Annotated in this window: 9 protein-coding genes; 3 read left to right on the forward strand and 6 right to left on the reverse strand. The window is 71.9% G+C overall.

Translation table 11 applies throughout. The annotated features are described in order from the left end of the window. Positions 1-34 precede the first annotated feature (34 nt). The 5 genes from ACFC02_RS15565 to ACFC02_RS15585 all read right to left on the reverse strand — a co-directional run bounded on the left by ACFC02_RS15565 (position 35) and on the right by ACFC02_RS15585 (position 8417). Entirely contained in the window at positions 35-2023 is a 1989-nt protein-coding gene (locus ACFC02_RS15565; protein WP_376356769.1) for an ATP-dependent DNA helicase, read from the reverse strand. Positions 2024-2228: 205 nt separating this feature from the next. After that, the gene (locus ACFC02_RS15570) at positions 2229-3068 is read right to left on the reverse strand and encodes a GNAT family N-acetyltransferase (protein ID WP_376356771.1); all 840 of its coding nucleotides are present in this window, start codon (positions 3066-3068) and stop codon (positions 2229-2231) included. 268 nt (positions 3069-3336) lie between these two features. Next, positions 3337-5220, reverse strand: coding sequence for an IucA/IucC family protein (locus tag ACFC02_RS15575; protein WP_376356773.1), 1884 nt, complete (start codon positions 5218-5220; stop codon positions 3337-3339). A gap of 529 nt (positions 5221-5749) precedes the next feature. Continuing rightward, a complete protein-coding gene (locus tag ACFC02_RS15580; RefSeq protein ID WP_376356775.1) occupies positions 5750-7351 on the reverse strand; it encodes a diaminobutyrate--2-oxoglutarate transaminase family protein in 1602 nt (533 codons plus the stop codon). 472 nt (positions 7352-7823) lie between these two features. Beyond that, entirely contained in the window at positions 7824-8417 is a 594-nt protein-coding gene (locus tag ACFC02_RS15585; protein ID WP_376356777.1) for an isochorismatase family protein, read from the reverse strand. A 232-nt stretch (positions 8418-8649) separates the two neighbouring features. Here ACFC02_RS15585 and ACFC02_RS15590 point away from each other — a divergent pair, with 232 nt between their 5' ends. From ACFC02_RS15590 to ACFC02_RS15600, 3 genes are all read left to right on the forward strand, one after another. Then, on the forward strand, positions 8650-9666 hold the full coding sequence (locus tag ACFC02_RS15590) for a GlxA family transcriptional regulator (RefSeq protein ID WP_376356779.1): 1017 nt from the start codon (positions 8650-8652) through the stop codon (positions 9664-9666). Between the two features lie 189 nt (positions 9667-9855). Continuing rightward, complete coding sequence (locus ACFC02_RS15595; protein WP_376356781.1) at positions 9856-11094, forward strand: trypsin-like serine peptidase; 1239 nt, start codon at positions 9856-9858, stop codon at positions 11092-11094. 405 nt (positions 11095-11499) lie between these two features. Continuing rightward, positions 11500-12711: a trypsin-like serine peptidase gene (locus ACFC02_RS15600; RefSeq protein ID WP_376356783.1), complete on the forward strand. Its 1212-nt coding sequence runs from the start codon at positions 11500-11502 to the stop codon at positions 12709-12711. Between the two features lie 91 nt (positions 12712-12802). Here ACFC02_RS15600 and hflX read toward each other — a convergent pair whose 3' ends face one another. Next, positions 12803-14296 (reverse strand): GTPase HflX, encoded by a 1494-nt coding sequence (gene hflX, locus ACFC02_RS15605; protein ID WP_376356785.1) that lies wholly within the window; start codon positions 14294-14296, stop codon positions 12803-12805. Positions 14297-14442: the final 146 nt, after the last annotated feature.

Genomic DNA, 14442 nt, shown 5'->3' on the forward strand with positions numbered 1-14442 from the left:
GCCCTGAGTGGCGCCGCTCAGGGCCACCCCGCGATCACTCCGCGTCCTGCTCCCCCTCCGTCGGCTTCGCCGCCGCGTCGATGGCCGCGAGCGACTTCCGCACCTGGTTGCGGTCGGTGGTGTACCAGAAGTCCGGCAGCGATGCCTTCAGGTAGCCGCCGTAGCGTGCCGTCGCCAGTCGCGGATCCAGTACGGCGACCACGCCCCGGTCTGCGGAGGCACGGACGAGACGGCCGGCGCCCTGGGCCATCAGGAGCGCCGCATGGGTCGCGGCGACGGCCATGAAGCCGTTGCCCCCGGCGTCCTCGACCGCCTTCTGGCGGGCGCTCATCAACGGGTCGTCCGGGCGCGGGAACGGGATCTTGTCCATGACGACCAGCTGACAGCTGGCGCCGGGTACGTCGACGCCCTGCCAGAGCGAGAGCGTGCCGAACAGACACGTCTTCGGATCGGCGGCGAAGTTCTTGATCAGCTCGCCCAGCGTCTCCTCGCCCTGGAGCAGGATCGGGAACTCCGGGACGCGCGAGCGCAGCTCCTCCGCCGCCAGCTGGGCGGCCCGCATGGAAGAGAACAGGCCCAGGGTCCGGCCGCCGGCCGCCTGGATCAGCTCCGTCAGCTCGTCGAGCATGTCCCCGCGGTCGCCGTCCCGCGCGGGGCGCGCCAGGTGCTTGGCGACGTAGAGGATCCCCTGCTTGCGGTAGTCGAACGGCGACCCGACGTCCACGCCCTTCCACTGCGGTACGTCCTCGCCCTCCGTGCCCTCCGGAGCGAGGCCGAGTGAGGCGCCGACGCCGTTGAAGTCACCGCCGAGCTTCAGGGTCGCGGAGGTGAGCACGACGGAGCGGTCCGTGAAGAGCTTCTCCCGCAGCAGGCCCGACACGGACATGGGGGCGACGCGCAGGGAGGCGCCGAAGCGGTAGTGGCGCTCGTACCAGACCACGTCCCACTCGGAGCCGTTGGTGATGCGCTCCGCCACGTCGTGCACGTTCTCCACGGAGGCGAGTGCCTGCTTGCGGACCGCGTCCTCGTCCTGGACCGACTTGTCCCGGGTCGCGCCGATCGCCGAGATGACGTTGCGGGAGGCGTCCCGCAACGCCAGCAGTGCGTAGCCGAGGTCCTCCGGGACCTCCTCCAGACGGCCGGGCAGGGCCAGCTCCATCAGCCGCTCGAAGCCTTCGGCCGCGGTCTGCAACTGATCGGCGGCCTTCTCGTTGACGAGCTTCGCGGCGCGGCGCACGGCGCGGTTGACCTGCCCCGGGGTCAGCTCGCCGGTGGCCACGCCGGTCACCCGGGAGACCAGTTCGTGCGCCTCGTCGACGATCAGCACCTCGTGCTGCGGGAGGACCGGCGCGCCCTCGATGGCGTCGATCGCGAGCAGCGCGTGGTTGGTGACGACGACCTCGGCGAGCTTGGCGCGCTCGCGGGCCATCTCGGCGAAGCACTCCGCCCCGTAAGCGCACTTCGAGGCGCCCAGGCATTCCCGGGAAGAGACCGACACCTGCGCCCAGGCCCGGTCCGACACACCCGGCGTGAGGTCGTCGCGGTCCCCGGTCTCGGTCTCGTCCGACCAGTCACGCAGCCGCAGCAGGTCCTGGCCCAGTCTGCTGCTGGGCGCGGCCGCCTCGAACTGGTCGAACAGGCCCTCCTCCTCGTCCTGCGGGACACCCTCGTGCAGACGGTGCAGGCACAGGTAGTTCGACCGGCCCTTGAGCATGGCGAACTCCGGGCGGCGGCGCAGCAGCGGATGCAGGGCGTCGACCGTGCGCGGCAGGTCCCGCTCGACCAGCTGGCGCTGGAGGGCCAGGGTGGCCGTGGCCACCACGACCCGCTCTCCGTGCGCGAGTGCCGGCACCAGGTACCCGAGGGACTTTCCGGTACCGGTGCCGGCCTGGACCAGCAGGTGCGAGCTGTCGTCGATCGCGTCGGCGACGGCTTGGGCCATGGTCACCTGGCCGGGGCGCTCCGTACCGCCGACGGCAGCGACGGCGGCATGCAGGAGTTCGGGGAGTGAGGGCTTCGTCATAGCGCGACCACCCTACGGCGCCGGACTGACAAACGAGTGCCGGAGGCCGGGACCGGCGGCGGAGCACCGATGCGGTGCCGCTGCGGTCCGGCACCGAGTCGGGCCCTACCCGGTCCGGTGCGCCGCGACGGAACCACCTCGGGGCGGAGTGGGCCCCCGACCGACCCGGCCGGTGCGCTGAACGTGGCCAGGACGTGTCCGGCCGTCACCGCGGCCTGCCCGCAGCGCGGTCCCGAAGCATGAGGGCGGCCCGCTTGCCGGGCAGGTCGATCTCGGCGGAGAACCGGAAACCAGCGGTCAGGAAAGCGGAGACGCAGGGCGCGTTCCGGACGTCGGGTTCCGCGACGACGCGGGAACAGCCGGGGCGCTCGGCGAGGACCAGATCGGTCACGGCTCTCAGCAGGGTGCTGCCGATACCGCGGCCACGGTCGGCGGCACTGCCGAGGAGAAGGTGGACGCCGGTGTCGTGCGGCCGTGCGCAGTAGTGCCGTGCCAGGGGATCGAGGTCGGCCCGGTAGATCTCCCAGTAGCTCATCGGCGTGCCGTCCAGCACCCCGAGGCAGGGAACGCTGCGCCCGTCCCCGTCCAGCTGCGCGCGCAGGTGCTCCTCTGTCACGCTCCGTGGCCCGGCCAGGTGCCAGAACTCGGCGACCGCGGGCTCGTTCATCCAGCGGCTGATGACCTGTAGGTCAGGCTCGATCCGTACGGTGACCAGTTGGAAGGTGCCGACGGGTGTGAGGGTGGGTCCCCAGTCTCCGGCGCCGTCGAGGAGGCCGGCCCGTCTGGTGGCGGACGCGCCAACAGCGTCGGTGGCGGGGCGGGCCGGTCCCGGATCCGCGAGGAGCGCTACGAAGTCGTCGGGCAGGCGCAGGTCGAGCGTGTCCTCCCCGTCACCGCCCGCCTCGGCAGGCCGGGTCCCGGCGACGGCACCGGGCGTGCCCACTCCGGTGTCGAAGAGGGTCACCGTGGGGCTCGGCTCCGTACCGGCGGCGGAGGGGGTGGCGGAGGCGCGGCTGGGGGCGGCGCCGGCGGCGGTGGGAATCATGGGCGCTCCTCTCGGAGGGCGGAGGTGAAGGCTCGGAAGTGGTGGCGAGGGCGCGGACGTGGGGGCAAAGGCTCGGAAGTGAGAGCGAAGGCTCTGGAGTGAGGGTGAAGGCTCTGGAGTGAGGGTGAAGGCTCGGGAGTGAGGGTGAAGGCTCGGGAGTGAGGGTGAAGGCTCGGGAGTGGTGGCGAAGGAGGCGAGGGGGCGGGGCCTCGGCGGGGACGGGTACGGGGAGGTGATGACCGGAGCCGGTGGTCGGGGCCGGGGGCGTTCAGGTGTGGAGGGGGTTGGTGACGGTGACGTAGACGGACTGGGTGTCGACCGGGCCGACGAGTTCGTCCAGGCCGTGCAGCCGGGTCAGCAGGTTGGCCTTGCAGCGCAGGACCGGCGAGTCCAGCAGCCGGGCGGGCAGGGAGGAGCGCATGCGCCGCGGACCGGCGGCGGCCTCGGCGAGGAAGTGGCGGAAGGCGGCCAGGAGCAGGCGTTCGTCGGCGATGCGCTGTGAGCCGAAGGCGCCGATGAGGCCGAACACGTTGTTGAGGGCGAGGTAGTAGACGAAGCGGTCGTCCGTGACCTCGTCGGAGACGAAGGTGTCGCTCCGTGCGCCGATGCCGGGCAACCGCGCGTCGAGTTCCGCACGGCGGGAGGCTCGGAAGTAGTAGCCCTGGTTGTCGCGGTAGCGGCCGCCCGCGGGCCAGCCGTCGGGACCGAGCAGGACCAGCGTGTTCTGCTGGTGCGCTTCGAGGGCGATCCCCGCCTCGCCGTCCAGCCACAGCACCGGGCGGATCACCTGTTCGAGATAGCGCAGGAACCACTCGGCGGCTACGGCTCCCCGCGGCCGTCCGGTGCGGGCGGCGAGCCGCGCGATGACCTCGGCGAGGCGGGACCGGGTGGCCTGGCTGTCGGCCGGCTGGGGCCGGCTCCCTGCCGGTGGCGGGCACGGCCCGCTCCAGGGGTACGGCCGGGGGGCGACGAGGCCGGCGACGCAGGACACGTCGTCCGACGGGCCGAACGGGTTGTGACGGATCACCACATCCAGTCCGGGCACGGGAGCCCCGTCCTGGCCGTCGACCGCCAGCCAGGCCGGGTCGCGCACGATGTCGAAGCCGGGGTGGGCGGCCCGCCACTGCTGGGAGAGACCGCTGCGCAGCAGGCGGTGGACCTCGACGCCACGGTGCAGCTCCTTACGCAGGTTCTCCCGACGGGAGTTGGTGATGCGCAGGGCCAGGGACAGTTTGAGCATGGCGGGCGCGCCGCTGCGGTGGACGGTTCGCACGGAAGAGGTGGGATGCCAGGCCGGGCCGTGCGGCCCGAGGTCGCGCAGCAGTCCCGCGTCGAGGAGTGCCACCACTTCGGGACGATGCAGTACCTCGCGCAACTGCCAAGGGTGCAGGGGCAGAAGGGCATGTCCGTCGGGGCCCCGCAGCTCTGGTCCGGCGAGCCGTGCGGTGACGCGGTCGGCGGGCACGGGGCGCCCGGCCTCCGTCCAGGCCGAGTCGGTGGCGAGTACGGAAGGCGCCACCGCCATCCAGTGCAAGGGGAAGGAGCCTCGCGACTCGGGCGAGTAGTGCGGGACTTCGGCTTCCGAGAAGCCCTCCCGGCTCTTGGGCGACGGATGCAACGGATGTCCGAAGAGAAGGGACTGTTCAGCGGAGAGGAACCGATCAGGTCCGTCACAGGGGCGCTCGCGGCGGTCGGTGAGGAAGAGAACGGTACGCCGGACGGAGTCGGCGACGCGGGCTACCAGATCGGTCGCTTCGGCCTGGTGCGCCGTACGGGCGCGAGCCGTCGGCGATTGCGGTGACAGGGGTGCGGCGGCGGGGGGGACGGCTTCCCGGGCGAGGAGCGCGGCGACCGTGACGGCGTCGGCCGGTGCGGCGGTCTCGGGCGCGTGGGCAAGGCGCGGCGGCCCGAAGCGGTGCCAGCCGGTCGGGGACCAGTGGTGGACCGGCACGAGGAGCGCGGTGCCACTTGCGGGGAGAGGGATGCGGAGGACGCCGCCGTTTCGGAGGACGCCGCCATGAGGGTCGGGGACGTCGGTCTCGCGAACCCAGCAGCGCAGCAGGTTCTCGACGCCTGCGGCATGGGCGGCTGTGGACGGGTCGGGGTGCACAAGTGGGTCGGCCTGGAGGGGGCGATCCGAACGGGTTGCCACCTGAGGTGGCTGGTGGGGGGAGGGGCCGCTCGGCTGGGGAGGGATCGTCGCGGACGCCTCGGTGGTTTCGCTTGCCTCGGTCGTTTCGCTGGCATCGGTCGCATCGGTGGCCCGGGTCGCCTCTGCCGCCTCGCTTGTCACGTTGGTCTCGCTGGTCTCATTCGTCCCACGCGTCTCGTAAGTCTCGTAGGTCTCGTCCGTGTCGGGAGGAGGTACGGAGTGACCGCGGTGGGTGGGCGTGGTGTTCAAGGCGGTTCCTCGGGGTCGGGGCCGGGACTCGTCCGCTTCGTCCGCTTCGGCCGCGTCTTCTTGGGTGCACGGGGCTTCTTGGGTGCACGGGGCTTCTTGGGTGCACGGGGCTTCTTGGGTGCACGGGGCTTCTTGGGTGCACGGGGCTTCTGGGCTGCTCGGGGTTTCTGGGCTGCTCGGGCTCCTGGCGTGCCCGCCTCGGCGGCCGAAGCGGGTGCGGGCGTGTGGCCCGCTTCCCTCGATCGGTTCGCCGGCTGCTGCCGGGGGCTGCCGTCGGTCGCTAGCCGGCTCCGTCGGGGCAGCCCGTCGGCGGCAGTTGCCGTCCGGGCAGCCGGGACCGCCCTCCCCCTCGTCCGGTGTCGCTCCGGGCCACCGTTTCGACCGCGTCGGCCAACCTGTCGAGCACGGCCGCCGACTGCTCGTCGGTGAGGGTCAGCGGGGGCAGGAGGCGTACGACACTCGCGTGACGTCCGCCGAGTTCGACGATGAGGCCCCGGCGCAGGCACTCTCTTTGCACGGCCGCGGCGATCTCGGGCGCGGCGGGCGGCGGGCGCCGCCCGTGGTCGGCCGACAGCGCGATGGGCCGTGCGGTGCCGTCGCCCGGCGCGGACGCTTCCCCCGGGCCAGTGGTTTCGGCGCCCATACCGCTGCCCCCTTCTGGCACCGCGCCCGCGCCTGTGTCCGCGTTCGCCTCCGCCCCTGCCCCTGCCGCCGTGCCCGCGCCCGCCCCCGCCTCCGGATCGACCAGTTCGAGGCCGAGCATCAGTCCGCGGCCGCGGACGTCCCCGACACACGGGTGCTGACTGGAAAGTTCGCGGAGGCGGGAGAGCATGCGGGCGCCGAGGGTCGCGGCGCGTTCGGCGAGGCGGTTCTCGCGGACGTACGCCAGGGTGGCTGTGCCCGCGGCCATGGCGAGCTGGTTGCCGCGGAAGGTTCCCGCGTGGGCGCCCGGTGGCCACACGTCGAGGTCGTCGCGGTACACGACGACGGCCAGCGGCAGGCTGCCACCGATGGCCTTCGAGAGCACCATCACATCCGGTGTCACCCCGCTGTGGTCCACCGCCCAGAAGGCGCCGGTGCGGCCGACTCCGGTCTGGACCTCGTCGGCGATCAAGGGGACGGACCTCTCCTCGGTGAGCTGCCGGATGCGGCGCATCCAGGCATCCGGCGCGGGGAGCACGCCGCCCTCGCCCTGCACGGGTTCGAGGATCATCCCGGCGGGCAGTGGCACTCCGGACTTGGGGTCGTCCAGCACGGATTCCGCCCAGCGGGACGCGAGTTCGGCCCCGCGGGGGCCGCCGACGCCGAAGGGGCAGCGGTAGTCCTGCGGGTAGGGCAGCCGGGTGACCCGTACGTCCGGGGCGTGCCCGGACGCGGCGAGCGCGCCGTCGGTCATCCCGTGGTACGCACCGGCGAAGGCCATGATGCCGGTGCGGCCGGTGGCGGCGCGGACCAGCTTGAAGGCGGCCTCCACGGCGTCCGTCCCCGCCGGGCCGCAGAACTGCACGCGGGCCCGCTCGCCCAGCCCGGGCGGCAGGGTGCGGAACAGCTCGGTGACGAAGGCGTCCTTGACGGGAGTGGCCAGGTCGAGGGCGAGCAGGGGCGCGCCGGAGTCGAGGACGCCGCGGACGGCTTCCAGGACGACGGGGTGGTTGTGTCCCAGGGCGAGGGTGCCCGCGCCCGAGAGGCAGTCCAGGTAGCGGCGGCCGTCCGCTCCTTCGATGGTGAGTCCGCGCGCCCTGACCGGCACGATCGGCAGGGCACGCGCATAGGTGCGCGCCGCCGACTCGCGCGCGGACTGGCGCCGCAGGATCCCGTCGTGCAGGAGGCGCGCGTCTCCCGACGCGCACCCCTCGTGCGCGGCCTCAACAGACTCCGTCACCGCTGCGGCTCCCTGTCCTCCGGTGTCCCAAGGCGTCGGCCTCCGTCCCGAGGGCGGGCCGACCTCCAGGCCCCACTGGCGCATGGCATCGCTCGCCTGCGGTCTCCTCGGCCGCGTGGCGTCGATGCCGCGGCGCCGGAGAGGCCCAACACCCGTCGTGCTCCCGAGCGTTGGCGACGGTGTCGTCGGCGGTGCGGCGCGGCGGTCGAGGGCGCGTGGGTCTGGTCATGGACAGCGGGGACCCCACCGCTATAACCGCGGATGATCCGTACGGTTACGGGTGGGCGCGAGCTGGTTCGCGGGGGCCTGACTCGGCAGCGTCATGGGCCCCGGTGGCACTGGAGGCACATGAACCCCAGTGCCACTGGCAGGACACGGGCACCAGTGGCCCTGGAAGGACATGGGCACCGGCAGGAGCGAACCACCTGGCCGGGCCAGTCACTCCCCGTGCCGGGTCAGGGACTTCGCCGCGTCAGCTCAAGGACGCCCCCGACTCGACGACGATCCCGTAGAGGTCCCCGACGGTGGCCAGGGCGGCGTGGTGGATCTGGCGCGCGCCCAGCCGGGTGCCCGCCGCTGCGAGCGGGCGCGTGGCGCACGCGTCGGCGACCACCGTGGCCCGGTTGCCCCGCAGGAACGCGCCTTCCACGGTGAACAGCACGCACATGTGCGTCATGAACCCGATGACGACGACGTCCTTGTGGCCGGCGGCGTCGACGTGCTCGCCCAGTTCGGTGTCGACGAACGCGTTCGGCACCTTCTTCACGACGACGGGCTCACCCTCGGCCGGCGCCACGCTCGGGTGGATCCGGCCGATCTCCGCCCTGATGTCGTACGGGGTGCCTTCGCCGCCGTCGTTGACGACGTGGATGACGTGCGCGCCGGCCTGCCGGGCCCGGGCCAGCAGGGCGGCGGCGGAGTCGAGCGCGGCCTGCCAGCCCTCCAGTTCCATCACGCCGCCGACGTAGGTGTTCTGGTAGTCGACGAGGATCAGGGTGGAGTCGGCGAGCGACGGCGGTGTCTCGTCGAAGCCGTTGAGTTCACGCAGGGTCGTCGTCGTGGTCATGGAAATACCCCTCAGCAGATGCACCGAGCTGTCACTCGGATCCGTCGTGCGGAGCCCGCCCGTGCGGGGGCCGGCCGCCGTACGAACGTACGAGCCACCACCGCGTGTCGGCAATGTCGCCTAACATGCAGATCCAGACATCAGGGCCTGGTCTCGGGTCCGGGCCCCGGGGCGCCACCCCAGGGCCCAGCCTCGTACCGGGCCTCACTCGCAGCGGCTGGGCGGAGATCCCTTGAGCGTCGTGGAACGACTCGTCGTCATCGTTCTCTTCGAAGGCGTCGACCTGCTCGACGTGACCGGCCCGCCCGAGGTCTTCTCGCTTGTGCGGCGGGAGATGCCGGGACCGACGGGCTACCGGGTGGTCCTCGCCGCGGAGACCATGGGCCCCGTCACGACCTCCGCCGGGGTGCGCGTGCTGCCCGACACCACCTTCGACGAGGTTGCGGGCAGCGGTATCGACACCCTGCTGGTGCCCGGCTCGGTCGAGACGGACGGCGACGGCGGGTACGGCGTACGGGCCCGCACCGATCCGGCGGTGGTCGAGCGGGTGAAGACGCTCGCCCGCCGGGCGCGGAGAATCACCTCCGTCTGTGTCGGGGCGCACCTCCTGGCCGCCGCCGGCCTCCTCGACGGCAAGCGCGCCACCACCCACTGGTCGACCGCGCGGCAACTGGCCGACGAGCACCCGGCGGTGGAGGTCGACGCCGATCCGATCTTCATCCGGGAGGGTGACACCTGGACCGGCGCGGGGATCAGCGCCTGCCTCGACCTGTCGCTCGCCCTCGTCGCCGACGACTTCGGCGAGACGATCGCGCTCCGCGTGGCCCGGCAGCTGGTGATGTACCTGAAGCGGCCGAGCGGGCAGAGCCAGTTCAGCGTTCCCCTGGAACCCGTCTCCCGGACGCGGCGCGTCGAGGAGCTCCGCCACCACATCCTGCACCACCTCGACGGCCCCCTCACCGTGGCGGACCTGGCCGAGCACGCCCATCTCAGCGAGCGGCAGCTCACCCGTGTCTTCAAGGCCGAACTGGGCATGACTCCCAGCGCCTACGTGGAAGCGGCCCGTGTGGAAGTGGCGCGTGGCCGGCTGGAGTCCACCGACGCGACCCTCGAACGCATCGTGACGGTGTGCGGGTTCGGGACGACGGACACGCTCGTGCGGGCGTTCCGCCGCAGGCTCGGTACGACGCCCACCGACTACCGGCGGCGTTTCCGCTCCCCGCTGGCTGAAGCGACGCCCAACCGGTAGATCCGCGGATGGTTGGCCAGGTCAGGCGGCTTGTATCCGAACCGTTGCCGTTCCGTGGGCAGTCGCCCACAGCGACCGCATAGTGTGTGGTGCCGTTCCGCCGCCGTGGTCCACGCCCGCATCCCGTCCGGGATCGGGGCGGGGCGCGGCGGTATCAGCAAGTCCGTTCACAGCAGGGGGAGTCGAAACATGCGACCCATACGCCCGTCCGTCACCGCTCGCGGGGGAGGGCGTGCCCGGCGCACGGCCTCCCCGGTGCTGGCCGCCGTCGCTCTGGTCTCGACCCTGGCGCTCACCGCCACCGGCTGCAACTCGGACGACACCGGCGCGGCGGGCATGCCCTCCGCCTCCACGGCCGCCGGCGACTCGGGCGCCACGGGCGACGGCAAGATCAAGATCCCGGACGACATCCGCAAGAAGCTCAAAGAGCACGGGATCGACGTCGACAAGTGGAAGAACGGCGCCTGGAAGAACTGGAACAAGGACGACTGGCTGCGCGAGGCGAACGACTTCGTCAACCCGATCATCCAGGGGCTGTGGAACCCGGACCGGATGCGCCGGGCCAACGACCCGGACAAGGGCGTGGACACCAACGACATCTCCGGTGACCAGGGTGTCACGGACCCGACGCCGGCGCCCGTGAAGGCGCTGAAGGTGGCGCCGCCCTACCACGCCAACGCGGCGACGGCGGGCAAGGTCTTCTTCGACTCCCCCGAGGGCACGATGGTCTGCTCGGCGACGGTCGTCGAGGACCCGGCCCACCCCGGCAAGTCCAACCTGGTGTGGACGGCGGGGCACTGCGTGCACGCCGGCAAGAAGGGCGGCTGGTACCGCAACATCGCCTTCGTCCCGTCGTACAACGACGCGGGCCGGAGCACCGCCCAGTTGCAGGGCGCGGCCCGGGAGCAGGTCGCTCCGTACGGCGTGTGGTGGGGCGACTGGGCGCAGACCTCCGACCAGTGGATCGAGCAGGGCGGTGCGACCGGCGGGCAGGGGGCGAGCTACGACTTCGCCGTCATCCACGTGACGCCGGAGAAGGGCGGGAACGGCAAGTCCCTGGAGGAGACCGTCGGTTCGGCCCTCCCGGTGAACTTCGACGCCCCGGCCGTACCGAAGGTGCAGAACATCACGGCGACCGGCTACCCGGCCGCGCCGCCCTACGACGGGCAGGCGCTGTACCAGTGCCAGGACAAGCCGGGACGGCTGTCGGTCACGGCCTCCGACCCGACGATGTACCGCATCGGCTGCACCATGACCGGCGGCTCCTCCGGCGGCGGCTGGGTCGAGAAGGGCGCGGACGGCAAGCCCGCACTGGTCTCCAACACCTCGATCGGCCCGGTGACGGCCGGTTGGCTGGCCGGTCCGCGGCTGGGCACGGTGGCCAAGGGCGTCTACGCCTCGGTCAGCAAGAAGTTCGCCGGGCGGTGAGCGAGCCCCGAACCAGCCGGTGAACTGGACGGCTGCGGTGGGGTGTCCGACAAGAACCTTCACCACCCCACCGCCGTTCGTACTCGGCGCCCCGGGCATAGTGGGGTGTCGTCCGCCGGTGGTCCCGCACGGAACCGGCCCATGGCAACCCTGACAAGCTCATGACATGCGGCCGGGCGTCTCAGCTCGGGCAAGCACTCCCGCCCGGCCACGCGCTGAAGCACGGAGACAGGACACGCAGACACACCACGCAGACCTGACACGCAGACACACCACGCGGACCTGACACGCAGAGACACAACGCGGACCTGACACACAGGCGCAACACGCGGACCTGACACACAGGCGCCACACGCAGACGTAACGCGCACAACAGAACACGAACCAACGGGGGTTCATCGCACCATGCGTTCCACACCTACGTCCTCCGCGCCCCGGCGCACGCGACGGGGCACCGCCCTCGCCGCCACCGGGCTCGTCGCGGCTCTGACGCTCACCGCCACCGCCTGCAACGACTCGGGCAAGGACGACGCGAGCGGCAAGCCGGGCGTCGGCGCCTCGAAGGCCGCGGACAGCGGCGACGGCAAGGTCCGGGTCCCGGCCGATCTCGCGAACAAGCTCGAGGAACACGGGATCGACGTCGATCAGTGGCGCGACGGCGGCTGGAAGAACTGGGACAAGGACAAGTGGCTCAGCGCGGCCAAGGACTTCGTCAACCCGGTGATCAAGGGGCTCTGGAAACCCGACCGGATGAAATCCGCCAAGGAGGCCAACAAGACGGTCTCCACCAAGGACGCTGCCGCGGACCAGGGGGTCGGCGACCCGGCGCCGCCGCCCGTGCAGGCCCAGGCAGAGCAGACCCCGTACCACCAGCACGCGGCCCCGGTCGGCAAGGTCTTCTTCGACTCGCCCCAGGGTTCGATGGTCTGCTCCGGCACGGTCGTCAAGGACGTCAACCACCCGGGCAGGTCGAACCTGGTGTGGACGGCGGGGCACTGCGTGCACGCCGGACAGGGCGGCGGCTGGTACCGCAACATCGCGTTCGTCCCGGCCTACAACGACCTCGGCCGGTCCGCGTCGGAGCTGGGCGACGCCGGCCCTACGCAGGTCGCTCCCTACGGCGCCTGGTGGGCGGACTGGGCCTCCACCTCGGGCCAGTGGATCCAGGGCGGCTCGGAGACGGGCGGCGCGGGCGCCGCGTACGACTACGCCGTGCTGCACGTGAAGCCGGAGGCCGGTGCGAAGTCGCTGGAGGAGACGGTCGGGGCGGCACTGGACGTGGACTTCTCCGCACCGCAGGCGCCCCAGGTCGCCACGATGGGTGCGTGGGGGTACCCGGCCGCACCGCCGTACAACGGTCTGAAGATGTTCCGGTGTCTGGACCGGCCGGGCCGGCTGTCGCTCAGCCCGTCCCTGCCGACGATGTACCGCATCGGGTGCACCATGACCGGCGGCTCCTCCGGCGGCGGCTGGTTCCGCGTGGCCGGCGGGAAGACCGTGCTGGTCTCCAACACCTCCATCGGCCCGTCCGACAACACCTGGCTGGCCGGCCCGCAGCTGGGCAGGGGCGCCGAGTCCCTGTACGAGAACATGAGCCGGACCTACGGCGGCCGCTGACCTGGGCACCACGCCGAGGTGACACGGGCCCGCCTCCTTCGCGCGAAGGGGGCGGGCCCGTGTGCTCACCCGGTGGCGGACGGCGAGCGGGTCAGAGCGCGGGAACCGGCGTGTACGGTGCCAGATCCGCGGCCAGTTCCTCGTGCACCAGAGCCTTGAGCAGGGTGCCCTCCGCGGTGTGCTCCTCGGAGATCACCTCGCCCTCGGTGTGGGCACGGGCGACCAGCTTGCCGTGCGTGTAGGGCACGAGCGCCTCGATCTCCAGGGCGGGCCGGGGCAGCTCACTGTCGATCAAGGCGAGCAGTTCGGCGATGCCCCGGCCGGTACGGGCCGAGACGGCGATCGAGTGCTTCTCCATGCGCAGGAGCCGCTGCAGCACCAGCGGGTCGGCCGCGTCCGCCTTGTTCACCACGACGATCTCGGGCACGTCGGTGGCGCCGACGTCCCTGATCACCTCGCGCACGGCGGCCAGCTGCTCCTCGGGGTCGGGGTGCGAGCCGTCCACCACGTGCAGGATCAGGTCGGAGTCACCGACCTCCTCCATGGTGGAGCGGAACGCCTCGACCAGGTGGTGCGGCAGGTGCCGGACGAAGCCGACCGTGTCGGCCAGCGTGTACAGCCGCCCGCTCGGCGTCTCGGCCCGGCGGACGGTCGGGTCCAGGGTCGCGAACAGCGCGTTCTCGACCAGGACGCCCGCGCCGGTGAGGCGGTTGAGCAGGGAGGACTTGCCGGCGTTGGTGTAGCCCGCGATGGCGACGGACGGCACCTTGTGGCGGCGCCGCTCCTGGCGCTTGATCTCACGGCCCGTCTTCATGGCCGCGATCTCCCGGCGCATCTTGGCCATCTTCTCGCGGATCCGCCGCCGGTCCGTCTCGATCTTGGTCTCACCGGGACCGCGGGTGGCGAGACCGCCGCCCTTGCCGCCGCCCATCTGCCGGGACAGCGACTGACCCCAGCCGCGCAGCCGTGGCAGCATGTACTGCATCTGCGCGAGCGCGACCTGCGCCTTGCCCTCCCGGGACTTGGCGTGCTGGGCGAAGATGTCCAGGATTAGGGCCGTGCGGTCGATGACCTTGACCTTGACGACGTCCTCGAGGTGGATCAGCTGCCCAGGGCTCAGCTCACCGTCGCAGATGACGGTGTCCGCGCCCGATTCCAGGACGATGTCACGCAGCTCGCCGGCCTTGCCGGAGCCGATGTAGGTGGCCGCGTCGGGCTTGTCGCGGCGCTGGATCACGCCGTCGAGCACGACCGCGCCGGCGGTCTCCGCGAGGGCGGCCAGCTCGGCCAGGGAGTTGTCCGCGTCGTGCACGGTCCCCGACGTCCAGACGCCGACGAGCACCACCCGCTCCAGGCGGAGCTGCCGGTACTCGACCTCGGTGACGTCCTCGAGCTCGGTGGACAGGCCCGCGACACGGCGCAGGGCCGCGCGCTCGGAGCGGTCGAACTGGTCGCCGTCCCGCTCTCCGTCGATCTCGTGGCTCCAGGCGACGTCCTCTTCCATCAGGGCATCGGCCCGAAGACCTTCGGGATAGGTGTGCGCGAGGCGCTTGGTGGCCTGGGAAGAGGAAGAAGAGGAGGTCATTGGGTCCTTACGTCGTTGGGAATCCGTGGTGCGGCCGACGGAGTCGCGGCGAGAACCGACGTACTTCGACAGCCGTTCCGTCACTTCTCACAACGCTCGGGAGCCCCGGGAGATTCCCGTGCGCCGTGCCGTGCCGACTTGATGAT

The organism is Streptomyces sp. NPDC056160 (assembly GCF_042268205.1).
GTDB lineage: Bacteria > Actinomycetota > Actinomycetes > Streptomycetales > Streptomycetaceae > Streptomyces.

What these genes read in the sequence shown, in the direction of transcription:
- ACFC02_RS15595 (WP_376356781.1), top strand. Translation starts at nt 9,856, where the DNA reads ATGCGACCCATACGCCCGTCCGTCACCGCTCGCGGGGGAGGGCGTGCC.
- ACFC02_RS15570 (WP_376356771.1), bottom strand. Translation starts at nt 3,068, where the DNA reads ATGATTCCCACCGCCGCCGGCGCCGCCCCCAGCCGCGCCTCCGCCACC.
- ACFC02_RS15565 (WP_376356769.1), bottom strand. Translation starts at nt 2,023, where the DNA reads ATGACGAAGCCCTCACTCCCCGAACTCCTGCATGCCGCCGTCGCTGCC.
- ACFC02_RS15585 (WP_376356777.1), bottom strand. Translation starts at nt 8,417, where the DNA reads ATGACCACGACGACGACCCTGCGTGAACTCAACGGCTTCGACGAGACA.
- ACFC02_RS15600 (WP_376356783.1), top strand. Translation starts at nt 11,500, where the DNA reads ATGCGTTCCACACCTACGTCCTCCGCGCCCCGGCGCACGCGACGGGGC.
- hflX (WP_376356785.1), bottom strand. Translation starts at nt 14,296, where the DNA reads ATGACCTCCTCTTCTTCCTCTTCCCAGGCCACCAAGCGCCTCGCGCAC.